Origin of the sequence: Mesorhizobium sp. M1050 (genome assembly GCF_040318715.1) — a bacterium.
Classification (GTDB): domain Bacteria; phylum Pseudomonadota; class Alphaproteobacteria; order Rhizobiales; family Rhizobiaceae; genus Mesorhizobium.
Map to the genome: position 1 here is coordinate 1 of NZ_JAMYMV010000028.1, position 21,587 is coordinate 21,587.

Annotated in this window: 25 protein-coding genes and 2 pseudogenes; 20 read left to right on the top strand and 7 right to left on the bottom strand. The window is 59.0% G+C overall.

The genetic code is table 11. The annotated features are described in order from the left end of the window. Window positions 1–477: hypothetical protein (locus tag NKH57_RS16795; RefSeq protein ID WP_352945583.1), on the top strand; the 477-nt coding region annotated here is incomplete at its 5' end. 77 nt (window positions 478–554) lie between these two features. Here NKH57_RS16795 and NKH57_RS16800 read toward each other — a convergent pair. Beyond that, window positions 555–1,730 (bottom strand): acyltransferase family protein, encoded by a 1,176-nt coding sequence (locus tag NKH57_RS16800; RefSeq protein WP_352832976.1) that lies wholly within the window; start codon window positions 1,728–1,730, stop codon window positions 555–557. Between the two features lie 147 nt (window positions 1,731–1,877). On the opposite strand from NKH57_RS16800, the gene NKH57_RS16805 reads away from it, so the two are divergent. The 5 genes from NKH57_RS16805 to NKH57_RS16825 all read left to right on the top strand — a co-directional run bounded on the left by NKH57_RS16805 (window position 1,878) and on the right by NKH57_RS16825 (window position 3,986). Beyond that, window positions 1,878–2,054 (top strand): hypothetical protein, encoded by a 177-nt coding sequence (locus NKH57_RS16805; RefSeq protein ID WP_352832979.1) that lies wholly within the window; start codon window positions 1,878–1,880, stop codon window positions 2,052–2,054. A gap of 77 nt (window positions 2,055–2,131) precedes the next feature. Next, a complete protein-coding gene (locus tag NKH57_RS16810; RefSeq protein ID WP_352832982.1) occupies window positions 2,132–2,335 on the top strand; it encodes a hypothetical protein in 204 nt (67 codons plus the stop codon). Beyond that, a complete protein-coding gene (locus NKH57_RS16815; RefSeq protein WP_352832985.1) occupies window positions 2,332–2,703 on the top strand; it encodes a c-type cytochrome in 372 nt (123 codons plus the stop codon). The genes NKH57_RS16810 and NKH57_RS16815 overlap by 4 nt, the downstream gene beginning before the upstream one ends. A 52-nt stretch (window positions 2,704–2,755) precedes the next feature. After that, window positions 2,756–2,911, top strand: coding sequence for a hypothetical protein (locus NKH57_RS16820; RefSeq protein ID WP_352832988.1), 156 nt, complete (start codon window positions 2,756–2,758; stop codon window positions 2,909–2,911). 667 nt (window positions 2,912–3,578) lie between these two features. Then, window positions 3,579–3,986: a hypothetical protein gene (locus tag NKH57_RS16825; RefSeq protein WP_352945586.1), complete on the top strand. Its 408-nt coding sequence runs from the start codon at window positions 3,579–3,581 to the stop codon at window positions 3,984–3,986. A gap of 8 nt (window positions 3,987–3,994) precedes the next feature. Here the strand turns inward: NKH57_RS16825 and NKH57_RS16830 are convergent, their stop codons facing one another. Beyond that, on the bottom strand, window positions 3,995–4,189 hold the full coding sequence (locus tag NKH57_RS16830) for a hypothetical protein (protein WP_352832993.1): 195 nt from the start codon (window positions 4,187–4,189) through the stop codon (window positions 3,995–3,997). A 928-nt stretch (window positions 4,190–5,117) separates the two neighbouring features. Here NKH57_RS16830 and NKH57_RS16835 point away from each other — a divergent pair. Beyond that, window positions 5,118–5,570, top strand: coding sequence for a YybH family protein (locus tag NKH57_RS16835; RefSeq protein WP_352945588.1), 453 nt, complete (start codon window positions 5,118–5,120; stop codon window positions 5,568–5,570). Window positions 5,571–6,050: 480 nt separating this feature from the next. After that, window positions 6,051–6,746 (top strand): ankyrin repeat domain-containing protein, encoded by a 696-nt coding sequence (locus tag NKH57_RS16840; protein ID WP_352945590.1) that lies wholly within the window; start codon window positions 6,051–6,053, stop codon window positions 6,744–6,746. 340 nt (window positions 6,747–7,086) lie between these two features. On the opposite strand, the gene NKH57_RS16845 is transcribed toward NKH57_RS16840, so the two are convergent. Next, on the bottom strand, window positions 7,087–7,494 hold the full coding sequence (locus tag NKH57_RS16845) for a GFA family protein (protein ID WP_352833002.1): 408 nt from the start codon (window positions 7,492–7,494) through the stop codon (window positions 7,087–7,089). Window positions 7,495–7,548: 54 nt separating this feature from the next. Between NKH57_RS16845 and NKH57_RS16850 the strand changes: the two genes are divergently transcribed. The 12 genes and pseudogenes from NKH57_RS16850 (at window position 7,549) to NKH57_RS16910 (ending at window position 18,052) form a co-directional block, all read left to right on the top strand. Further along, window positions 7,549–8,313 carry an ATP-dependent DNA ligase gene (locus NKH57_RS16850; RefSeq protein ID WP_352833005.1) on the top strand — a complete coding sequence of 255 codons (765 nt, stop codon included), beginning with the start codon at window positions 7,549–7,551 and terminating at the stop codon, window positions 8,311–8,313. A 539-nt stretch (window positions 8,314–8,852) separates the two neighbouring features. Continuing rightward, window positions 8,853–9,155, top strand: coding sequence for a DUF1330 domain-containing protein (locus tag NKH57_RS16855; RefSeq protein ID WP_023759977.1), 303 nt, complete (start codon window positions 8,853–8,855; stop codon window positions 9,153–9,155). Between the two features lie 491 nt (window positions 9,156–9,646). Beyond that, window positions 9,647–9,853 (top strand): annotated as a pseudogene (locus NKH57_RS16865) (FAD-dependent oxidoreductase); the annotation flags it as partial. Between the two features lie 80 nt (window positions 9,854–9,933). Continuing rightward, window positions 9,934–10,218 (top strand): FAD-dependent monooxygenase, encoded by a 285-nt coding sequence (locus tag NKH57_RS16870; protein WP_352833010.1) that lies wholly within the window; start codon window positions 9,934–9,936, stop codon window positions 10,216–10,218. Then, window positions 10,215–10,463: an FAD-dependent monooxygenase family protein gene (locus NKH57_RS16875; RefSeq protein WP_352833013.1), complete on the top strand. Its 249-nt coding sequence runs from the start codon at window positions 10,215–10,217 to the stop codon at window positions 10,461–10,463. The genes NKH57_RS16870 and NKH57_RS16875 overlap by 4 nt, the downstream gene beginning before the upstream one ends. A 385-nt stretch (window positions 10,464–10,848) precedes the next feature. Then, window positions 10,849–11,799 carry a PfkB family carbohydrate kinase gene (locus tag NKH57_RS16880; RefSeq protein WP_352945593.1) on the top strand — a complete coding sequence of 317 codons (951 nt, stop codon included), beginning with the start codon at window positions 10,849–10,851 and terminating at the stop codon, window positions 11,797–11,799. A gap of 609 nt (window positions 11,800–12,408) precedes the next feature. Next, complete coding sequence (locus NKH57_RS16885; RefSeq protein WP_352945595.1) at window positions 12,409–13,542, top strand: DUF3182 family protein; 1,134 nt, start codon at window positions 12,409–12,411, stop codon at window positions 13,540–13,542. A 14-nt stretch (window positions 13,543–13,556) separates the two neighbouring features. Continuing rightward, window positions 13,557–14,438, top strand: a complete 882-nt coding sequence (locus NKH57_RS16890; RefSeq protein ID WP_352945597.1) for a redoxin domain-containing protein — start codon at window positions 13,557–13,559, stop codon at window positions 14,436–14,438. 39 nt (window positions 14,439–14,477) lie between these two features. Next, the gene (locus tag NKH57_RS16895; protein ID WP_352833024.1) at window positions 14,478–15,479 is read left to right on the top strand and encodes a ribonuclease Z; all 1,002 of its coding nucleotides are present in this window, start codon (window positions 14,478–14,480) and stop codon (window positions 15,477–15,479) included. A gap of 65 nt (window positions 15,480–15,544) precedes the next feature. Next, entirely contained in the window at window positions 15,545–15,694 is a 150-nt protein-coding gene (locus tag NKH57_RS16900) for a hypothetical protein (protein ID WP_352486220.1), read from the top strand. A gap of 509 nt (window positions 15,695–16,203) precedes the next feature. After that, complete coding sequence (locus NKH57_RS16905; protein WP_352833026.1) at window positions 16,204–17,442, top strand: putative hexosyltransferase; 1,239 nt, start codon at window positions 16,204–16,206, stop codon at window positions 17,440–17,442. Then, entirely contained in the window at window positions 17,429–18,052 is a 624-nt protein-coding gene (locus NKH57_RS16910; RefSeq protein WP_023759965.1) for a hypothetical protein, read from the top strand. The genes NKH57_RS16905 and NKH57_RS16910 overlap by 14 nt, the downstream gene beginning before the upstream one ends. A gap of 101 nt (window positions 18,053–18,153) precedes the next feature. Here the strand turns inward: NKH57_RS16910 and NKH57_RS16915 are convergent. The 4 genes and pseudogenes from NKH57_RS16915 to NKH57_RS16930 form a co-directional block, all read right to left on the bottom strand. Then, window positions 18,154–18,785, bottom strand: a pseudogene (locus NKH57_RS16915) (AraC family transcriptional regulator); the annotation flags it as partial. Window positions 18,786–19,105: 320 nt separating this feature from the next. Beyond that, window positions 19,106–19,588 carry a GtrA family protein gene (locus NKH57_RS16920; protein WP_352945600.1) on the bottom strand — a complete coding sequence of 161 codons (483 nt, stop codon included), beginning with the start codon at window positions 19,586–19,588 and terminating at the stop codon, window positions 19,106–19,108. Beyond that, a complete protein-coding gene (locus NKH57_RS16925) occupies window positions 19,533–20,225 on the bottom strand; it encodes a class I SAM-dependent methyltransferase (protein ID WP_352833035.1) in 693 nt (230 codons plus the stop codon). Before NKH57_RS16925 ends, NKH57_RS16920 begins: the two co-directional genes overlap by 56 nt. Next, window positions 20,200–21,267, bottom strand: a complete 1,068-nt coding sequence (locus NKH57_RS16930; RefSeq protein WP_352833065.1) for a glycosyltransferase family 2 protein — start codon at window positions 21,265–21,267, stop codon at window positions 20,200–20,202. Before NKH57_RS16930 ends, NKH57_RS16925 begins: the two co-directional genes overlap by 26 nt. Between the last annotated feature and the right edge of the window lie 320 nt (window positions 21,268–21,587).

A 21,587-nucleotide genomic window follows, 5' to 3' on the forward strand; every position in this document is an offset into this window, starting at 1 on the left:
TTCTCGTTCTTTCTCGGGGTCTTTCTCAACCGATATGCGACCGGAAAGAGTCGGGATGGCAATCTCTATATGCCGTTTCTCCTGACGCTATGCGGCCTGCTCATGATCTTCAGACCCGTCGAACATGTGCAATTGTACAGTCTGGCAATCATAGCCCTGGTCTGGCCCTGGCTCGTTCTCGTCGCCTCCCGTTTGCGGCTATCCGGGTTTTGGCGCTGGATTGCGCTCTTCTCCGGCAATATCTCTTATGCCCTCTATGTTCTTCACACTCCGCTCATCCGCCTTTCGAACGCCGTGGTCGAATCCGTGACCGGGACCTCGTGGAACGAGCACGGCTTGCCGTTCATTCTGGGAACATCCCTCGTCATCATCGCGATCTCTGCATTCGCGCATTATGTCTACGACAAGAACATCCGGACATTGCTGCGGCAGTGGCTTTCACTTTGGCGCGCACGAGAGGGCGTGACACAGTTTTAGCTGGATTTGGTTCGCCGCCGGTCGTGTGATGGCAGCGTGCCGATTTGGCCGACGCGATTGCGATCGGCGGCGCACGATCACGCGCTACGCTTGACGCTCTCCAGCGCCGGCGCGCCGCCCTTGCGGCCAAAGCGCCGGACGACGAAGCGACCCGCCTTCTGGCCGGGAACCTCGATCAGATTGTAGGTGACCCAGGACAAAAGAGTCACCGTCGGCAGGACGACGGCAACGACGATCGCGAAACGCAGCGGCGCCGCCAGCCCGTGGCCGTATTCGCTGATGACGAATGCCGCGACAGGCTGCAACACCAGCAGGTGGATCAGGTAGATGCTGAAGGAAAGCTCGCCCATGAGATGAAAGAACCGGTTGCTGAGCGTCATGGCTATCGCCCTCGCCAGCGTTCCCGCCGCCCCTGGCAGCATGCGGTAAAGAACCAGGGCAAAGAACCCCGCCACCAGCACTTCACGCACCAGCAGCTTTTCCAATCCGTAGTCGCCGCCGAAGGGCAGCGCCGCCAGCAGCAGCGCCAAGGCCAGGTACAGGATCGGCCGTGGCTGGCTCTGGTGCACGACGCCCGCCAGCAGCATGCCGCACAGGAATATCTGCATCTTCAGCGCCAGGAACGACGGCATCGGAAAATGGACCGACAATCGATCCAGCGCAAACACGATGATGCAGCCAACCGCGGCGACCAGCCCGGCGCTTCTTATCCAGTCGAACCTGCGCACCAACAGCATGATGGCCGGGAAGGCTGCGTAAAACTGCATCTCCAGCCCCAGGCTCCAGTCGGGGAGCGGCGTGCGGTAAGCGAAATCTGGCACCAGGCCGAACAGGAACGTCAGATGTGCGACGATGTTCTTCAGGCCGCTGTCGAGATAGCGCTCGGGCGCCTGATGCGATCTCGACAGGAAATCGTCGATGATCATCCTGCAGTCGTAGAGATAGGGGCCAAGCACGAGTGCCAGCAAAAGCATGACGTAGAACAGCGGCGCGATCCTGAAGTAGCGGCGCGTCCAGAATTTCAGCCATGTTCCCGGTCTTTGCCAAGGCTCCTTGTCCTGGCGCAACTGATAATGGAACACCATCAGGAAGCCCGACAGCATGATGAAGAGATCGACGCCGAGATCCGGCTCGCCGACGATGGGAACACGCCAGCCAGTCAGAAGCAGGCAATGCCCGACAAGCACCCAGATCGCCGCGAGCGCGCGAAGCCCGTCCAGGCATTCGATGCGCGATGACCTGATATCTGTCATTGCGGACTCCGAGATAGAAATGTTGCAGTGCAGCATGGCGGCCGAGGCCGGATTGTCAACCCGCCGCAAGATGACGAATTGCTCTCCGCTGTTACGCAAAAGCGGGCGGGAGACTGAAGTCCACTTCGTCAGCGGCTGATCGACGACATGTACAGACGGCGTTTCTCAGGGGAAACGCAGCGCAACTATCTCCGCGACATCGGCGCCCTGGCGACGTTTCTCGGGCGCTCGCCGGACACAGCGACCACCGACGACCTGCGCCGGTTCCGTCATCGACCTCAAGACAGGCAGGACCCTGTGGGACAAGCTGCTCGGCAGCGCTAACAACAACGGCCCGTTCGGCATCCCGTCCATGCAGCCCGCTAACAACCATCGGAATACCGAATAATGGCGGTCCGCTGGTGACGGCCGGCGGCTTGATCTTTATCGCCGCGAGCACCGACAACAAGCTGCGCGCGCTCGACATCAAGACCGGAAGGCAGGTCTGGCAGGACGACCTTCCGGCCGGCGGCCAGACGACGCCGATGACCAATGAGTCGACGGCAAGCAATACATCGTCATCGCGCCAGGAGGGGTCATTTCATGGAGACGAAGGTCGGCGATGAAGTCATCGCCTGCTGCCGATGTCGAGAAAGGCCGAACCTACTTCACACATGTGTGTCACGGCTGCCTCAATGCCGAGCCACAGGGAGCAAACAAAACGGGACCGAACTTATGGGGTGTCGTCGGCCGCGACGAGGCATCTATGACAAATATGCGTTACTCCGACGCCTTGCTAGGCTGGCAGGGTGAATGGACGTACGAGGATCTGAACAGATATCTTTTCGCGCCCATGCTCACCACGCCGGGCGTAAAGATGGAGACGCCTGGTGTCCCGGACGAGACCGAACGGGTCAACGTGATCGCCTACTTGCGTACACTCAGTGACAAGCCGATCCCACTGCCCGCTCGGCAGATCAATGTCCGAGGTTGATCGAAAACGTTGATCGACTGATCGTTGTTTATGGGTACACGTCCTAGCGCCCGTGACGACCGCACGCTCCACTTCGTGCGAGCGCCTCACCGGCGAGATCGCCGCCACCTATTTCCAGATCGGGCCCTGCTACTGGTGCGGGTTCACCGATCTCTCCTCAACCAAGGCCGGCAAGCTGATCGCTTACATCAGCCGGACCCTCGTCTAGGCGACATCTTCCGTCGAGTTCCTGTTCTCGGCGTTGGGCCACTGGATGCGGTCTCTTTTAGGGACAAAACCAGCAGCCGAGCGCGCGGCTTTGTTGATGGCCGCACTTGAGCAGGCTCGTCGCCCAAAGATGCGGCCCTGATCGCTGGGGATGATGTGAAGATATCGCCCACACCTCTCGCGAATGCCCTTGTTGATGTACTTACCGAGGCTTTTGTAAGTCGACTCGTCGACATCTTGTGCATGAACGTCGAACTGGCCTGGGGTACGGCCTTGCGCCTTTCTCACCCACCCCGGCAGCTTATGCAGAAACTCGGCCCTCAGCGCCGGAGGGACGTAGACCACCCAGTTGGCATGAGCCTGACCATTTGGGTTTTCTAAGGTGTAGACGTACAGCGCCAGCTTGGGTGCGCCATAGACCTTTTTAGTTCGCCAGTTGTACCAGTCTCGGTACTTGTCCCTGACTCGCGTGAAGAGCCAAGCAGCTAGCGCATTCTACTTAGTGATGCAGAAACCGTTATGGTGACGGTTTTCCACATCTGAATATCTCTCTTTTTTCTTTCTTCCCCTTTGCGTAGAGGGAAAAAGGTTCCAAAACATCAATCAGGTTCTCATTCGAAGCTCACTGCAAAATATTGTACTCATAGTACCATGTTCTACTAAAGCCGATGAAAGTTGACCATTTCGATGTTTGGGAATGCCACCTCATCTGGCACGGCCAGATGCGTGGCGGTCGCCCCCACCTCTTCCCGACCGGCAACCCGGCCCGTGTGAAGCTCGGCCTCACGAACCACCCCGACTACCAGATCCGGCGCGACGATACGGTCTGCGACGAACCCCGGTGCATCGACCCGTTCCACTATAGGGTGATCCTAGAGCGTAGGTTCAAGTACGACGACGTGCCCACCACCCCTTGGCGTGACCCGCGCGACCCACTGGCCTTCACCGATCGCGAAATGGCTGAGATCGCCGATGCGGTCCAAATGCTGCTCGCGAACGAGATTGAGGACGAGGATTCGGGCCAATTCGAGCCCCAGGTCCAGGCCGAGATCCGCCGCCGCGCGAGCGGGTTCTGATACCGCCGCTACTTCCTCACGATCCATTCCAGCAACTTAGGATCGATATCATCACTATCCGTGAAGTCGCTTATCAGGTTCGCAGCAAGCGCGCGCCACTGATCTTCGGGAATGTTCTCTTCGATGACGCACTTTATGAAGGCGCTGCGCAGGATGTCGCAGTCAAAAGCCGATACCCAGCCGTCAACGCCAAATCCGATCAAGGGCGGGAGCACACAGAACTCTCAAACACCGACGTCCTAACAGCCGAGCCGGTGACGCCTTTAATTCTTAATCGCATCCTGCCTGACCACAACGGGTTTCTCCGGTACGTTTTTAACTAAAGGCAATAGCGGAATTGCCGGCTGGTTGGCACGCTCTAACTCCGTTCTTGCGGCAACCCCCTCAAAACGCCGCAGTGGCCGACGCGGGAGGTGGTGGGTGGTGCCCCAGCACCTGCGTTGGCCACGCTCCGCGCCACCGCCCACTCCACCTAAGCAACACCAACAGCAACCCGTCCCAGCCCTTGCTCGGGCCAGGACGGGGCGCAGGCGGCCATGCTCGTCTCACCAACCAGATCGGCTCGCAGTTCGACGTCGTGGAGTATTGATCAATGCTCCAGCTTCCTAGTGGTGAAAGCCTGACGCTTGGTACCCCGCGATGACCGACAAGATCCGAACCCTAAGCGGAAGTTCACTCGCCTTCGGTTGAATTCACACTCATGACGCGAAGCCGACCTTCATCAGCCCATTTCGCCGCCCCGATAGCCGACGTTTACCGGAACCGGCGGTTGGCTTCGGGCTCACGATCGCGTGGGACCGACATTCCAAGTGGGCATACGAGCGAGGGAAGTTGAATCATCGAAGACCGAGACCAGTCGTTCGGTCCGGGGGTCAGGTTGTGGGCGTCCGCGTGCCTGCCAACTTCGATGAGATGACCGTCGCAGAGTTCCTTGAGTACGTCAGCTGGTGGGCAGATCTGTCGACCACCGAGCGACAGACCGTTCAGAAGAACGACTCATCCGACAAGGATCGACAGTATCATATTTGATGAACCGGCATGCCTCAATGCGCCCTGTCGGGCGCGCGGCCGCCGCAGTACGCTGAAAATAACCTCGGTGGGGGCAATTAGAACAAAGCAAGGGAGGATAAAATGACATTGAAGCACTGCATGCTGGTCGTTGCCATCACCGCGCTATGTCTCGGACCAGCCAATGCCCAGTCGGCCAAAGACGCCATTGAAGCCAGCAATGCCGCGTTCGCGAAATCGCTTAACAGCAAGGATGCCGCTGGCGTGGCATCGCATTATGCTGAGGACGCGATGGTATTGCCGCCGAATGCGATGCGAGTCGACGGGCGAAACAATATTCAGAAGTTTTGGCAGGGCGTAATTGATTATGGCGTTTCCGATCTTAAAATCACAACTGTTGAGGTGGTGGAGAGCGGAGATTTCGCGTTTGAGCAGGGCGCCGTTTCGTTCAAGATGCCCGGCAAAGACTCCAAACAGGTGGACGGGGCTGGCAAGTCTATAGTCGTCTGGAAGAAAGCACAGAACGGCAACTGGGAGCTTTATCGCGACATCTGGAACGACAATCCAGCAAAATAGGCATTCTTCGGTTCCAGCCGGTGCTGGCAGCAGATAGACCGATAGCGGCGGGAAGGGTGGCCCCGCCGCGATCCCCGGGAATGGCACCATCGAGTCGCATCAGCCGCACCGCGAACGGCAGGTCTGGAGAAGCGCCATGAAGGGTAGCAAATGGCGCTACTTGCTCGTTCCAACTGACGGGTCGAACGGTAACTTCCACCCTGAGATGCCCTACGCGTCGGGGACCAAGCGTCAGGCTTTCACCACCTAGCTCGTGGATTACCCGAAGCCAGAGCCGAGCCGGATGGCCACGACCTTGATGAAAGCAAGAAAGTTAGCGGCCTCAAAGCGGACCTCTAGCGCAACAAGTCTCATGACCCGGATGATGGGGACCTTACGACCTTGTTGTTAGGCACGGTGGGAGTGGCTGCGATCAGGCATTCGTGGCATTGACTCCCTCGAAAGCGTAGCGCCCACGCGTTTTGCCTTGGGAGATGCCAAATGCGCATGTCCTTGCTGTTCATTTCACTACTGCTTGCACACATCCCGGTTGTGTCGCATGCCGCTGCCATCCACGACGCCGCCATGAAGGGCGATGTCACGGCGATCGCGGCGGCGCTCGATGCAGGGGCCAGCGTCGATGAGAGCGATGGGCACGCGACACCACTTTATCTTGCGGATAGGGACGGGCATTTTGCGGCGGCAAAACTGCTTATGGCGCGCGGTGCCGACGTCAACGCCGTCACGGACTCGCGTTTGGGTCCTGCCCTCATGCCGGCTTTGGCAAAACGCAGGATCGATTTGGTCAATCTGTTGCTGAATGGGGGCGCAAATCCAAATTCGCAGCGCACCCGCGAAAACGCCCTCCACATCGCTGTCAGATCCGGTTGTCTCGATTGCGTGAAGGCACTGGTCGAGGCCGGCGCGGACGTGAATGCGGCGACAAAGGATGGCAAGACACCGCTCCATCTGGCAAAATTCACGGGGCAACGCGAAGTCGCTGACTATCTCTTGTCGCACGGCGTTGTCTTGCCAACGCCAGCTCCGATCTCGATGAAGTTGGCTATGGGTTTGGCCAGTTTACAGAGCAGCAGTGCCAGGATGATTTGGTTCTCAGGGACCGGAGGCTTTCAAACGGTGCGGGCTGCACAAGCCAACGCGCTTTGCCCTAGAGACCCTAGAAGCGGAAAAATCTGATTTGGTGCGAGGAATATTTTATCTCGTCTGGTTACATACGAGATGCCGGGTTGGTGATAGGGCGACTAGGGGATGCGGAAGTCGCGCAGATGCGGGAACACGGCTCGTACGGCGCGGATTGCCCGTCGGATAGAAGCTACCCCCTCACTGACCTGCGATTGCCATCCCAAGCCCTACGCCCAAGCCAACATGCGAGGCCGGGGAACAGCTTGCCGGCAAGATCGCGGGGGATCCGTGGTCGATAACCAGGCCAACAACCCGAAAGAGGCGCATCGATCCCTGGCGCTCCTAGCTATCATACCGGCAGCGTGGCCGGGCCATCGTGCGTTCTCTAACCCCTCTAACCTGCCTGCTCCTTTGGAAGGCCGTCAGTCAGATCATAGAAGTCGGATTTCGAGCCGACGAAAATATGTTTGCTAAGCCGAAGGCCGGTCGGCGGGTCGAGAGTACCAGCCGCGACGAAGGTCTGCAGGCCAGGCGCCGCCTTCCAGAACAGGTTGCCGCCGCAGCGCGAGCAGAAGCCGCGTTCGACGTAACGCGACGAGCGGTACCACCTGAGCGTGGACGAGGTCATCAGCATGAGATCGGCCGAGCGGCAGGCCGCCATGGCCGCAAAATTGCCACTTGTTCGCGCGCACTGGGAGCAGTGACAGGCTATCAGCGGGGCAAGCTCGCCTGCGATGTCGTAGCGCACTCCCCCGCATAGGCAATGTCCCGATGACACCTTATCACGTGTTGTTTCCTTCATCGACGGTTCTCACATTCAATTTCGCTAAAATGCAACCAAATCAGCCCGGGCGCCTTGTCTGGCAGTTGGAGGATCGAGTGCATCCGTAACGCCGCAGACCGGCTGAAGTTCATCAAGCCGCAGGAACCGATCCTGGTCGAGACGCCGCCGGTCAGCGACGACTGGCTGCACGAGATAGACGGCTTTCGCACCCAGATCATTCTCGACTGGGCTGGCGCTCGGGCATTCACCCGCGCCGGGATCGATTGGTCCAAGCGCTACTGGCCGATTTGTCGCGGCTGCCGAGAAGCTAAAGGCGAAATCCTTCATCCTCGACGGCGAGAGCGCAAGGCGATCCTGTGGGATTTGATCAAGCCGGCACAAGGCATCATTCAGTACAGCCAACATGTTGAGGGTGGCGGTGCCGAGTTCTTCGAGGCAGCCGAGAAAATGGGCCTCGAAGGTATGGTGTCGAAGCGACGGGAAAGCTCCTACCGCAGCGGCGCCAAGAATGAGGCCTGGCTGAAAATCAAGTGCTGGGACATCGCCGAGTTTGATTTGATTGGCGTGAAGCGACAGGCCGGCAAGTGGACCGAGGGGCTGTTTGCACGGGACGGGAAGTATGTTGGCAAGGCTGTGATCGCCACGACCAAACAATCAAGGACCGGCTACGGAAACGTGTGCAGCAGGCCCGCAGCAGCCCAGCAGGAGGGCCTGCCGAGTGCGGTAGTCACTCCGGACGTCGAATGGGTCAAGCCCATCAAGGCGAGCGTCAGGACGCTACGCGGTGAGCGCAAGCTGCGCCATGCGTCGGTGCAGAATTTCAGGGAAGAGTCCTAAAAACGGTCTTGGCGGTTCGCTGGATATAGGAATATAATCCTCCCGTTGCGGCGCCCATTCAACGGAGATCGCCAATGGCCGGGACCAAATTATCCAAGCACCTTTCACAAGCCGAGATTGACCACTTTTTGGCCGAGGCAGAACGGCTGCATAAGAGCATCGTCCAGCTGCGTCTGCGCCAAGCAGCGAGCATTACCGCTCGCTGCAAAACACGCATGAGGCGCTGTTGAAGACGGTCAAGGATATCACCGGCAAGGATGCGTCGTTCATTAGGTGGCACGGTACAGGACCGGTGCAGCCAACACCGGGCAAACCGGCTTGACGGAACATTAGCGACCTCTAACTATTTGTGCAGTGGCAGACGATGCTCACCCCATCGCTGCTGATGATCGGGACGACCTTCACCGGCTCCTGATCGGCCCGCGCCTCCCGCAAGTGGCGCGGGCTTTGCGTGCACAGAGACAACGGCGAGAAAGTGCGGGTCGTGGAAATCACGCCGGAGCCGAGGAGCGCGAGCTAGGTCAAAGGGAGGAACACAAATGGCCGCCTATCTGATCGCGGATGTAGACATAAAAGACGCTGCCTTATTCGAGGAATATCGGCGGGACGTTCCGGCCACCGAAGAGCGCTACGGTGGGCGATACCTGGGTCGTGGTGGTGCGACCAAGGTTCTGGAAGGTGATTGGGATCCACACCGACTGGTCATTGTTGAATTCCCCGACATGGCGTCATTGATGGGCTGGTACAATTCTCCTGAATATGCCCGGCTGATCGAGATCCGCAAACGTTCCGCAAATACCAGGATCATTGCGTTAGAAGGGATTGCTACGCCTGCGGCGTGACCATGTGGGCGGCCAGCGGGCCCGACGACCGTTGGGCATCCTCAGCGTCGTTTCTTCCACAGCCTCACCCCCGGCTCCGCCGCCATTCTCGGCGATGAACTCGATGCTGGCAGATTCGAGGGCGCGGCACACGGCCTCGACGTTATTGACCATCCCGACTGCAGGACCGTCGCTGCCTTCCATTCGTTTGATGGTCGGCACCGAGACTTTCGATCGCTCGGCTAGTTCTGGTTGGGTGAACCCAGCCAAGGTTCGAGCTGCTGCGATCTGTCCGCCTGTCGGCTTATCCATTCGGCAAGCCGATTGCGACTTGGAGGAAACGGCCGACGATGAGGAGCCTGTCGTGCCGGCCATGTCGCTCAGTGCGTGAAAACCGGAGGGCACGAGCTGACGTTGGGTGGCTCAATTGGCGCGCAACCTCTGTTCCTGGGATGCGCTCCATTACGACAAAGTGCCGAACGGTGCGGACAGGCTAGGAGAAGGCGGCGGTCGTGCCCGGAAAAGAAGCTTCGATCCTGATCGTCGGCGCGGGCCCAACGGGGCTGACAGCGGCGCTGGAGCTTGCGCGAAGAGGCGCCCATCCCCGCGTCATAGACAAGAAGGACGGACCTACGCCGCTCAGCAAGGCCGTCGGCATCAGTTCACATAGCCTGGATGTTCTCGAAGCGGCGGGGGTGAGCAGCAAGCTGCTCGCAGAGGGGCTCAAGGTGCGTCACGCGCATTTCCATGCAGGAACCCGTGAGCTCGTCACAATCGAGGCGGCGATGGAGCATCACCGATGCGGAGATCGCGTCCGCCCTACGAGGTGGACGCGGCACAGGCTTTCCTGCATCGAGACGGGGACGTCGGCTTCATCATACCGATCGGCGGCAACCGCTTTCGCGCGGTCTCAAACACACCTGACGCGCTGGCGCATGTGCCGGGCAGGTATAGCGTGTCGCAGCTGCTGCGGACCGATCATTTCCACATTCCGGCAAAACAGGCGTCCCGCTATCAAACCGCCCGCGTCTTCCTCGGCGGCGATGCCGCGCATGCGCACTCGCGCTTGGCGCGCGCGGTATGAATCTCGGTATTGAGGATACAGCTTGCTTCGCCCGGCGTTTCAACGATGGCACGCTTGCAGGCTACACGGACGAGCGTCGACCGGTGGGAGGTCGCTGGATCGATTTGAGCGAACGTATTCTGTCCACGGCGCAGTCGACCAACAGCTTCGTCCAGACATGCAGGAATCTCGTCATGTTGACGATCGGTTCCTTCCCCATTCTGCAAAAGCCTCTGCTCGAGCGCGTAGCCGGATTGAAGGAATAGATTTCAAACGAGCAACTGCTCGATCCTGATCGGCAGGTCGCGGACGCGCTTGCGTCCACTTGAATGCTGAAGATGGTCGTTTATTTGCTCGTCGCCTCTGCCGTATTCCCCAGCACTTTCTGCTGAACCCGCTAACGAACTCGTCCAGAATCCGGCCATAAGACGGTCGCCTGGGATGTGAAGCGATCTCCGAGAGCCTTGTCCCGGAACCATTCTTGCCCGGACCAGTTTTGGCAACGACTATCGTGTTCAACGCGTCCGAAACTGCGGCGTTCGGTCGACGATTGCCCCGGAGGCTCGCGGACCGCGAAGCAAGGCGTATGGGACCAAGCAAGCTGGGTTGCAGATCACACCAGCGAATAATCCGAAAAGCGGAGTTTGAAGTTTGGCACAGCCGGCGGTTCTATCTCTGGGTAGCATTAATGCCGACCTGAGGTTCGAGGTCGACAAGCCGTTCAGCAGTGACGCGACCGTCAGAGCATCCGGATTTTCTCGAAAGAGCGGCGGAAAGGCTGCCAATGTGGCTTATTTTACGCAGCGGCTCGGATTTCCAACAAAGCTTCTCGGCCAAGTCGGAGACGACGATCTCGCGACGGTGGCCATTGGTCCGTTCATGCAAGAGAATCTCGATTTGGAGGCTGTCTTTGTCGCTCCAAATTCGATGACAGGCATAGCGGTCGTCGTCGTTCCAGCAGATGGCAACAAGTCAATCCTTTCAGTCGCAAACGCCAATATGAACTGGCAAACTCCCGCTGTCGAAAAAGTAGTGCAGGCAATCGACAACGCCCCAGCATCCTCCGTCCTGATCGCCGATTTCGAGGTTCCTCGCATTGTGCTTGAGGCCGCATTTAAAGCTGCGGAAAGGCGCGGCTTCAGGATCATCGTCGACCCAACATTTGCCGATCAAATCGAGAAGACCGATCTAAAACGCTTCTATGCGGTGTCGCCCAACCAAAAGGAAGCAGCGGATGTTTTAGGAATTGAAGTGGCCAATGAAAGTCAGGCCAGCCAGGCGGCAACCGAATTCAACGCCCTGGGGGTTGAAATTGCATGCGTTAAGCTCTCCGACGGTGGCTGCATCCTCGGTGAGAGGAATGAGACGACCGCAATACGAGCGCCCGCTGTCGATGTCGTGGACAAGACGGGGGCCGGCGATGCCTTTATTGCCGCGTTCGCTGCCGCGACCCTGGAGGACAAATCGGCATATGAAGCCGCCTGCTGGGGCGTTGCGGCTTCAACCTTCTCGGTTGGTCGGAAGGGCACGCAGGCGTCTTATCCCAAACGGTCGCAGTTCGATCAGATGCTCGCTTCTGTATTGGAGAAGAATGGCCGGTGACACGGCGGACCGTTCGGCTTGGCGCTCTGCCGGGAGATGGTGACCGACACTGAGCTCTGTGAACGCTCCAGCCAAAAGCCGCCCGTCGATTTTTTGGCGCCACTACAACTCTGATACGGTCTTAGCCATTTCTCTCCAAACTTCCATGGAGGCGACCATGGCCAGGAACAGAAAGATTACCACTGGCGCAAACGACGGCCCGCGAGATGCCTCGATAGGTTTGCCCAATGGCAGTTCGTAACCCGTTCACCGATAAGGATCAGATGGAGCGGGTCCGCAAGACACAGGCGCGCGAGCCGCAAAAGAAGGGCAAAAACCGGCCGTCCGCGAATTGAAAGCCAAGCCGCACATCTTCGCAGAGGCTGGGATCGTCGGCACATTTAGGCACGCCCGAATGTGCCGACCCCTGCCCGGCGGCGAGCACGCAATAACCGATCTCTCGATCAGTTTCCAAATCCCCTCGACGCGGGCAATTGCGCGGGTTCCGACACGCTCCCTTTCCAGGGAAGCTCGCTAACTGAAACCGGAACAGAACGTTTTCTCCGCCCCGCCGTTTTCGCAGTTGGAGACGTGCGGCCGCACGGACGTAAACAGGATTGTGGATTGAGGATGACAAGCAATACATGCCCGGACGGGCCAAAAGGAATTGTGATCGCATGCTCCGCGCCAGGCAGCGAAGCTCTCTTCGCCCATGAACGGCACGCGATCAATGCGGTCGCCCGCCAGATCGCTGTACTCAAAGGGTTTGCATTCGAGGGCGATCTTAGCGCGTTCAAGTTGGACGGAGAATACTTGTACTACGTCCCGGACGACAGCCTGCTTCTCGCCGATGCGAGTCGAATGGGGATCGCAGGACCAAAAGACTTTTTTGGCGGCGTGCTTCCGTCGCGGCTGGCAATGACCAAAGTCATCACGCATGACGTGATCGGCGCGTCCGCATTTCGGCCTGATGACTGGCCAGCGGAATTCCCTGAACGGGTCAGCGGTGCGGTTTTGCCGGGTTACAGCACATTCTCCCGAACGGACACTTTGCAAGCGGCGGATCGGCTCCTGCGGCAAGGACCAGTTCGTCTTAAGCCTCCGCTTGCATCGCGCGGACGCGAACAACAGATCGCTTCTTCCGTGTCGGAAGTCGAAGCTTTCCTGGAACGCTATCAAGCCTCAAATCTAGAAAAAAACGGACTCGTTCTAGAGACGAATCTAGCTGACATCGCCACGCTAAGCGTCGGAATCGCGGATGCAGGCGAGATCGCCATTGCGTACGTCGGCACGCAGAGAATAACGGCGGATAATGCGGGACAACCCGTTTATGGCGGGTCCGATATCATCGCCGTACGCGGGGGATGGGAGGCACTCGCAGGCCTCAGTCTTTCATCTACTTCAGCGCTGGCGGTCGCGCAGGCGAGAACATACGACGCAGCGATGACCGAGTGTCCCGGATTTTTCGCATCGCGGCGCAACTATGACATCGGCCAAGGGACCGACTGGTCTGGGAAGTGGAAGTCGGGAGTGCTCGAAGCCTGCTGGCGGATCGGCGGCAGTAGCACCGCCGAACTTGCGGCCATGAATGTCATGCAACAGCACCCCGATGTCGAGTTCGTATGCGCTTCGGCGGTCAAAGCTTTTGGCATGAAGTGTCAGCCGCCGGCCAACGCTACCGTGCATTTTCAAGGAGAGGATCCCGATGAGGGTGCCATCACGCGCTACACGGCGGTTACGCGGATATCACGGAAGACCGCTTAGCGACGATCACGGGAGTGATTGACGAACTCGAAAGACAGGCCGCCGAAAACCCGTCGAAGCTCAAGGTTCGAAAAAAGGACGGCAAGACGATCATCGATGGCGAAGTCGAGTTGGATGGGCTGGGGTCGTCGGTGCTACGGCAGGCGGCCCTTAGACCTGGTCGTCTCATTCGGCTTGCCTGGAATCAAGGAACATGGGGAGGAGTCTTTTGTTCGGGAGTTACAGGAACCGAATTGATGGAGCGACTGAAAATGAGACAAGATATTGTGGCTGGCGCGAAGTTCCCCGACTACGTTCTACCCGACCACACCAAGACGCCACGGCGGCTGTCGGACCTGCAGGGCGACCAGCTGATGATCGTGATGCTGACGCGTGGATTCTTCTGCCCGAAAGACCGGCAGCAAGTGCTCGAACTGGTGCGGTTTCACCCGCAATTGGTCGTCGGCTACACCCAGCTCGTCACGATCACCACGGACGATTGGCATACAACCAACAATTACCGCCAGCAGACCTCGGCGCCTTGGCCCTTTCTGTATGACGAGGAACGGCTCGTGCAGAAGGACCTGGACATCAAGGAATACACCGACACCACGCACGACGTGATGGTCCCGCACACCATCGTGCTGGGGCGAGAGCTCGAAGTCTTCAAGGTCTACAACGGTTATTACTACTGGGGCCGCCCCTCCACCGCCGAATTGCACATAGAGCTGCGCGAACTGGCGCGAAGAACCTACCGCGACTGGGACATCACCGAACCCGAGCTGCGGGAGAAATGGAACAAAGGCGATAAATCCGACTTCTACCCCTATGGCGGGAATTCCATCTCTATGGCGACACTCATGCTCCAGATGGCCGGAGCGGTCGACCAATATGCCGGCCGGGCAAAGAGAAGCTGAACGGATGAAGCCTGCATCGCTGGCGGCGGTCTTCTCGCAGTGACGCTCTTCGTCCAGCCACGCTTGCTAAACGAACCCTTTTCCGATCCGGGCGTGCTACTGGATTTTCGCTTCGGCAACAGGGCCTTGCTGTTCGATCTCGGAGATCTTTCGACCCTTTCGCCGCGTGAAATCCTGCGGATCTCGCATGTCTTCGTGACGCATATGCATATGGATCACTTCAGCGGTTTCGATCGCCTGCTCAGGCTGTCGCTTTACCGGGACAGACGCGTCCATATCGTCGGACCGCCCGGTCTGACTGACGCCGTCGAGGCCAAGTTGCGGGCTTACACCTGGAACCTGCTGGACGAGCGGTCCCATGATTTGGAGATCGCCGCCTCCGACTGGGCGGAGGGAGGCTTCATTACCGAGGCCGTCTTCAGGGCGCGTAACGCTTTTGTTCGCGAAAACCAGCAGCCGTCGGAAGCGCGGCTTCCGCTCGACGACCCGGAATTCAAGGTCGTTGCGGTCACGCTTGATCATGGCATTCCTTGCCTGGCCTTCGCATTCCAGGAGAAAATCAGGGTCAACGTTCACAAGGCGCGTCTCGACGAGCTCCGCCTTCCAGTTGGTCCCTGGCTGGCCGAAGCCAAACGGGCCGTTCGCAGCGGTGCCGGGCCTGCAACCGAGTTCATGCCCACCAAGGACAGGAAGGTAGTTCTGGGAGAACTGCTGCAAAGCCAAGCGCTCGTTTGCGCGCCGGGCCAGCGCATTGCCTATGCCACTGACCTGGCCTTCCATTCCTTGAACATAACCCGGCTTTGCAGCTTGGCGTGCGGCGCCGATCAACTCTTTATCGAAGGTGGATTCTTGCAGGAGGATCGGGCACTCGCCGCTTCAAAGAAGCACCTGACAGCAGTGCAGGCGGGCGAGATCGCCCGCCTGGCGGCAGTGGACTTCGCTCACCAGATGCATTTCTCGCCGCGCTATCTCGGACGGGAGGACGAACTGCGGGCCGAATTCGAGCTTGCGTTCCACGGCCGCTCGGTTGCGCGTGGATAGTAAATGCTGCGGAACATTCACGCGGCGAGAGGGTTCTGGAAATATCAGGATCCCAGGAGGAAATCATGGCTACGAATCTCAAAGACGGCAAGACCGCAAAATCTTCCCAAGGGGCGCACGGAGGCAACCGTGCAGGCAATCAGGACAAACGCGACGAACAGCCGAAGAAAAGCAGCCAGGCGGCCGGCAAAGACCCGCGCCGCGGCAAGGATTGAACCACGCTATTCCCGTTTTTTCGCGTGCCCGCAGGTGGTGTAGCTTGGCGGCAGCGAAGCCGCTGGCGAGAGCGGTCTCGATAGCGCTGTAGCGAGCGAGCGGCTTTGCGGTGGTCATCGACAATTCGCCGGCAAGGCCAGGTTGCTGACACCTTCCTGATTCGAAGGACCATCGATGACTGACGACATGATGAACCTGCGCGCGCTCGAGCTGGAGGCTGGGGCCGCCATCGGCGCCCGCCTATGGCGAGAAGAACCCGTTGTCGCGAGCGCGACTGGGAGATGCGGGCCAGACCGTCGATGGAGAAGGCCGCCCGTTGCGAGGAACCGGTGCCGTCGAAGCGCAATATCGCTCCCTGCTTCGGCTGGTGTGATCGATCGACCTGACCCCAACGAACTCCTGCTGCAGAAGGAACCGAAGCGGCGCGGCATCGTTGATCCTCAAGATCAAGTCGCGGACGGGGCTTCAAGTCGGTTGATGATCTTGATGCTTCCGATGGACCGATTTTATGGCTGGCAGCGCCATCGAGCCGGCGAACTCGGGCTCGCCATCGCAGACTCTGGCGCCATCCCCTGTGGAGACACAACTGGCGCTTGGAGACATGGCTCGCGCAAACGCTGGCCGTCGCCTTTGTGTCATCGCCGTTGCGGTTCCGCTCCTGTTCATGATCAGCGGGCTTGTCATTCGGTATGCTGCATTCCATTCAGTCTCGGCAGTACCAGGCTTCGAAGCTTATGCGCGTGCGCTCTGCAGGTGGGATTGCGCGTGGTATGTGGACATTTCCGAACACGGCTACGAGCGTTTTCCCATTCCAGGCCAAAGCAACGTCGGACGCTGGGGCTTCTTTCCATTGTATCCCATGCTCGTGACGACTCTTCGGTTTGCTTTCCCTTTTCCCACGATTCTGATCGCGACGATCACCTCGATTGCCTGCAGCTACGCCGCCTGTCTTGTGGCATGGCCACTGCTGGAGAAGAACATGCGCGCTTATACACTGTATTGCGCTTTCCTGCTTAGCGGCCCGTTCTCCTTCCACTTCACCACGTTCCTTACCGAACCTCTTTTCGTGCTCCTGACTTCGTGCGTCTTTTTGGCACTCAAGCGCTCCAACTACCTGGCCGCTGGCGTTTCATGCGCTTTGCTGTCGGCAACGAGGGTGGTCGGGGTCCTTGCTGTGTTTGCAACCGTTATCCAAATGTTCGAGCAGCACCGCCAGCAGGGCGGGTCGGCGGTGTCTTTCCCGCGATGGGTGCTTGGTCGCCCGGATATGCTCGTAGCTATCTTCATCTCGCCCGCCGGCTTGTTTGCTTACATGCTCTTTTTGTATCTCACTGTCGGGGACGGGTTTGCGTTCTTGCACGTCCAGCGCGCGTTTGGACGGGTTGCTGGCGATCCGCTCCTTTTTCTATGGGACGGTCTCTCTGCTGTTCCGACAAAAGGATGGCTGCCCACGGCGCCGCAATGGAGCGCGCTCGCAGCGATTATAGGGCTGACCCTATCGGTCGTTCTGGCGGCTCGCAGGCGATATGGCGCTGCGCTCTTCTGTGCGAGCAGCATCATCCTGCCGTTGATCACCAACCTGGCTTCCATGATCAGATACGTCATTGGGCTTGCGCCGCTGATGATGTTGATTGCCGAGCTGCTGTCCGTATCGAAGCTGACCTATCTCGTGACTTTGGCTCTTTTCCTGAGCGCATGTTATTTCATGACTGTGGCATGGATTGGAGGCTATCTTGCCCTGGTCTGACGGCCTGTCATCCTATGGCCGTGCTGCCTCGACTGGCGGCTACGCGCTGGCGGTGGTTTTGGCCGTGTCCGAGATCATCATCCTCGCACTCGCTCTCAATCCAGATGTCAACGCTGATTATCGGGCCTATTACATTGATCGCACGACGACGTGCCTCAATCGCGATGCGGTTGGCAGCTACACTCCTGGGCAGACAGTATCTTTCCGGTCCGACGGTGCCAAACAAGCAGCCGGCATGATGGTCTGCGGTTGGTCGGGGCCGGTAGCCGACGGAACCCATTCGCTCGGCGAGACCTCTCGGCTGAGGCTGGAAATACCTTCGCTTCGCGACGGGTTTACAGCCACGCTACAAATGTCTGCCGTCATTCGTCCACCACAAACCATACAAAGGGTAATGATCTCGGTGAACGGAGTTCGGGTACACGAGGTAACACTGTCGAGCCAAGACCCGACGACGATCTCGTTCGCGATCCCGCACGCAGCATTTGCCAGCGCAAAGGTACTCGAAGTGACTTTCGACTATCGCGACGGGATTCCGCCAAGCCCCGCCGCCAGCAAGATCTACAAACGCGCCATTAAATTGGTGTCGTTCCGGCTGGACGCCGGCTAGAGCACTTCACTTTTCCGCTGAAACGGCGAAGTGCCCTAGCTCTTTGTATTGACGCAATTCCGGACGGAAAGCCGCTTCACAACTTTCTGAAGTTGTCCTACTCAGCAGCACAACAGTTCCGCGATTATCTCATGCGCCTGCACCTCCCGGATGGAGAGCAGCCGGCGTTGGCAATAGATCGGGAAGTCGCGTGCCTCCTCGCCGCTGCCCGGCAGCCAATCGCGATAGAGGTAGAGCGCGGCGGGCTCGGTATTACCGGGATAGCGTAGCACCGCGCAGAGTCCGCCGGGATCACGCCAGCTTTCATTTGCGCGTCGTTCGCCTCGATCGGCTGATCGGTCCGGGACGGCCGGCTCCGTTTCGGAACGGAAGACCATGAAAGTAGAGCTTGTCAGCGGCGACGAGCCATTCGCTTTGGGCCAGGCCCTGAACCGCCGGAAGGTGTCTTCGGGCGTCACCCGGTCCCCGCGATGCTCGATCACCACCACCGGCGTAGGCGGCACATCACGGATCGTCGTGGTCAATGATTATCTGCATGGGCTCGTTGCTTGCGTTGTCGAGGGGCCCCGAAGGCCATAAGCCACGACCCACAGCTGGGAGATATTCGGAGCGGCGATCGCCCGAACCCTCGCCGAGAGGCGCGGGCGAACACATCGGGCGCATCGTAACCTGCATCCATGGCTATGTCCGTGACGCTTTGGGCGTCCATGTCGGCGAGCCGGTACGAAGCGCGCCAAGGCCAGCTCATCGTCCACATGCTGGTCAATGTGAGCACCCGCAGGTTTCAAGTGCCGCCTTCATTGCCTCTCTTCCTGCGTGGTGACACCAGCCAGGCCCTCCCGGGCATGGCGCTCGACCGATCCTGCGATTTGGATGGTTCTTCAACATGTGCTGCCAGCAACGGCTTAAAGGCAAAGCGATCAAGGTTGAACCGAGCCCGGCATCATCCAATCGTAACTGGAAGCCGTGCTTCAGCAAGCGGCTTTGGTGCAGTTCATCGTTTCCGTGAAACGGTGAACTGCTTTAGAACGAATCTTTCTGGCGGATCACGCATCAGCCATCGCCGGACTGATCGGGAATGTGTTCTGCAAAGACCCATCGGTCGAGCACGACGAAATTGATCGCGGGCACAAGCAAGCAGGTAATCGTGATGGGAAAGATGAGCGGCAGGCCCAGCTTCGCCGTCAAGAGCGCCGGCGCGCCATAGGCGATGGCCAAGCCGATCCCCGCCAGCAAGAGAAAACGCGGAGCCTCTGATCTATGCAATCCGCGCGACATGAAGGTTACTGACCTGTGCGCGAGATAGGAAAACAAGGCTGCGGCTGCGTATGCTGCAAGGGACGCTTGAACGGGGCTGAAGCCGAACCGTTCCGATTTGACAAAGACATCCGCCAAGGCGGCATACAGGATTGTGGCGGCGACGCCGACCAGGCCGAAGCGCGCCAGAAGCTTCAGGACGGTGCCAGCGGCAGGCCGAAATTCAGACACGGGCACTACACGCATACTGGGCGCCAAGCGGCAGCGGCGCGAGGGCACGCTCAACCTTTCTGGCGAATCTGCCGGCCGACGGGAGCAGCAGGAAATGCTCCGATCGAACCTCCCTGAAGCCTGCTTGTCGAAAGAGGGCCGCTGCTTTGACCGCGTTGAGCAGGACCGCGTCTTGGTCAAACGGACATCGGAGCACCGCCAGGCGCGTCAGCGGATTATAGGGATTGTGCTCGATGATGCAGGCGACGCCGCCTTGCCGCACGACGCGTCGCATCTCGCGAAAAAAATCGAGCCAGGATGCGGGCGAAACATGATGAACAACACAACTGGCAAAAGCCAGGTCGAACACGCAGTCGTCATAAGGCAGGGCCGTCGTGGTGCATGTCCTATAGACGACGCCCGGATTGTCCTCGCTGGCGCGCTGGATCGACTCCTGCGAGACGTCGCAGCCATCCAGGCGCTCGAAAGCGCCGTCTAGATAAGGATGGAGCGAACCGACACCGCAGCCCACATCAAGCGCCCGCAGCATGGCTCCCCGTCGACGAAGTCCTCGCTCGGCGACTAGGCGTCGCAGCAGGTCGGCCTTTGCGACCAAAAAGAATGCGTGCTTGAGTCCGGAAAAGCGGATCGACGCATCGATCGTCTCTCCATAACTGGATCTATAGCTGTCGAAGAGTTCGGACACTGGGAGCGGCTCCGTTCTTAGGCTTGCGAAACGATCTCCGGCTCCCACCAGCGATGGCACGCACCGGCTCGTCGAAACCGGTAAGCCGATCGATCACGTAAAGAGGGCGGCGTTTCACTTCGGCGTGGATGCTACCGACATAGAGGCCGACCACGCCGGTCATGAAAAGATTGATGCCGCACAGGAACGATACGATCACAACGGTGGACGTCCAGCCGGCAATGACGCCGGTTTCAAAAATCCAGGCGAAGACGGCATAAGCGCCAAAGGCCAGCGCAAGTGCAGAAATGGCCGATCCGCCCCAAAGCGCAAAGTGAAGCGGCTTTTCCGAGAAGCTGACAACGGCGTGGATGGCAAGGTGCATCATCTTCCAGAAAGGGTATTTGGTCTGGCCGATGGTCCTCGGGGGGCGTTCGAATGGCACCCCCGCTTGTTTGAATCCCATCCAGCCGAACATGCCCCTGACGAAGCGATCGTGTTCAGGCATGTGTCTGAAGACATCCAGCGCATGGCGGCCGACCAGGCGGAAGTCCCCGACGTTGCGCGGGATGTTGACCGGCGTCATCTTCTCCAGGAAACGGTAGAAAAGATCGGCGCTAAGCCGCTTGAACCAGGATTCGCCCTCGCGCTTGACACGGCGGGCGTAGACGATCTCGAAACCTTCCTTCCACTTTGCCACGAGATCAAGAACGACCTCCGGTGGATCTTGCAGGTCGGCATCCATGACGATGACGGCATCCCCCGCAGCAGCATCCATGCCAGCCGTGATCGCAATCTGGTGTCCGAAATTACGGGAAAGTTCGATAAGCCGGAAGCGAGGTTCGGCGGTGACCACCTGCCGAAGGTATTTGACGCTGCCGTCATGGCTACCGTCATCGACAAAAATCGCCTCGGTCTCTCCGTCCAGCCGACTGATCAGTGACCTGATCCGTTCGATCAGTCGCGGCAGCACTTGTTCTTCATTATATATCGGCAGGACCAGCGAGTAGCGCGGCGACGCGTTCACTCCCGTCCCGACGCTTTGGATCACAGAGGCTCGCATGCGGATGAAAATGAAACGCCCGCACCAAAGTTCCATAAGGCTTAGCTAATTTAGAAAATTTTAGATATGGCGAGTCGGGGGGAAAGACAGGCGCGTTGCTGCGACCTGCTCAAAACTCAATAGTCGATATCTGCAGCCTCGTCGCGACCGCGAACCGCCTGAGGCAACCACAAAATCTTTAATCCGCGAGACCGCCGTCGCGATGTTCAACGGCATGAATGATCGCTTCATAAACGCTCCCGATCTCTTCATCGATCTCCTGAATTGGGATGCCTTCGATGGCGGCCGCCGCAGGGCCTGGTCGGCCATATCGGTCACAA

What these genes read in the sequence shown, in the direction of transcription:
- NKH57_RS16800 (WP_352832976.1), bottom strand. Translation starts at nt 1,730, where the DNA reads ATGACAGATATCAGGTCATCGCGCATCGAATGCCTGGACGGGCTTCGC.
- NKH57_RS16805 (WP_352832979.1), top strand. Translation starts at nt 1,878, where the DNA reads ATGTACAGACGGCGTTTCTCAGGGGAAACGCAGCGCAACTATCTCCGC.
- NKH57_RS16815 (WP_352832985.1), top strand. Translation starts at nt 2,332, where the DNA reads ATGAAGTCATCGCCTGCTGCCGATGTCGAGAAAGGCCGAACCTACTTC.
- NKH57_RS16825 (WP_352945586.1), top strand. Translation starts at nt 3,579, where the DNA reads ATGAAAGTTGACCATTTCGATGTTTGGGAATGCCACCTCATCTGGCAC.
- NKH57_RS16835 (WP_352945588.1), top strand. Translation starts at nt 5,118, where the DNA reads ATGACATTGAAGCACTGCATGCTGGTCGTTGCCATCACCGCGCTATGT.
- NKH57_RS16840 (WP_352945590.1), top strand. Translation starts at nt 6,051, where the DNA reads ATGCGCATGTCCTTGCTGTTCATTTCACTACTGCTTGCACACATCCCG.
- NKH57_RS16845 (WP_352833002.1), bottom strand. Translation starts at nt 7,494, where the DNA reads ATGAAGGAAACAACACGTGATAAGGTGTCATCGGGACATTGCCTATGC.
- NKH57_RS16855 (WP_023759977.1), top strand. Translation starts at nt 8,853, where the DNA reads ATGGCCGCCTATCTGATCGCGGATGTAGACATAAAAGACGCTGCCTTA.
- NKH57_RS16870 (WP_352833010.1), top strand. Translation starts at nt 9,934, where the DNA reads ATGCGGAGATCGCGTCCGCCCTACGAGGTGGACGCGGCACAGGCTTTC.
- NKH57_RS16875 (WP_352833013.1), top strand. Translation starts at nt 10,215, where the DNA reads ATGAATCTCGGTATTGAGGATACAGCTTGCTTCGCCCGGCGTTTCAAC.
- NKH57_RS16885 (WP_352945595.1), top strand. Translation starts at nt 12,409, where the DNA reads ATGACAAGCAATACATGCCCGGACGGGCCAAAAGGAATTGTGATCGCA.
- NKH57_RS16900 (WP_352486220.1), top strand. Translation starts at nt 15,545, where the DNA reads ATGGCTACGAATCTCAAAGACGGCAAGACCGCAAAATCTTCCCAAGGG.
- NKH57_RS16905 (WP_352833026.1), top strand. Translation starts at nt 16,204, where the DNA reads ATGGCTGGCAGCGCCATCGAGCCGGCGAACTCGGGCTCGCCATCGCAG.
- NKH57_RS16930 (WP_352833065.1), bottom strand. Translation starts at nt 21,267, where the DNA reads ATGCGAGCCTCTGTGATCCAAAGCGTCGGGACGGGAGTGAACGCGTCG.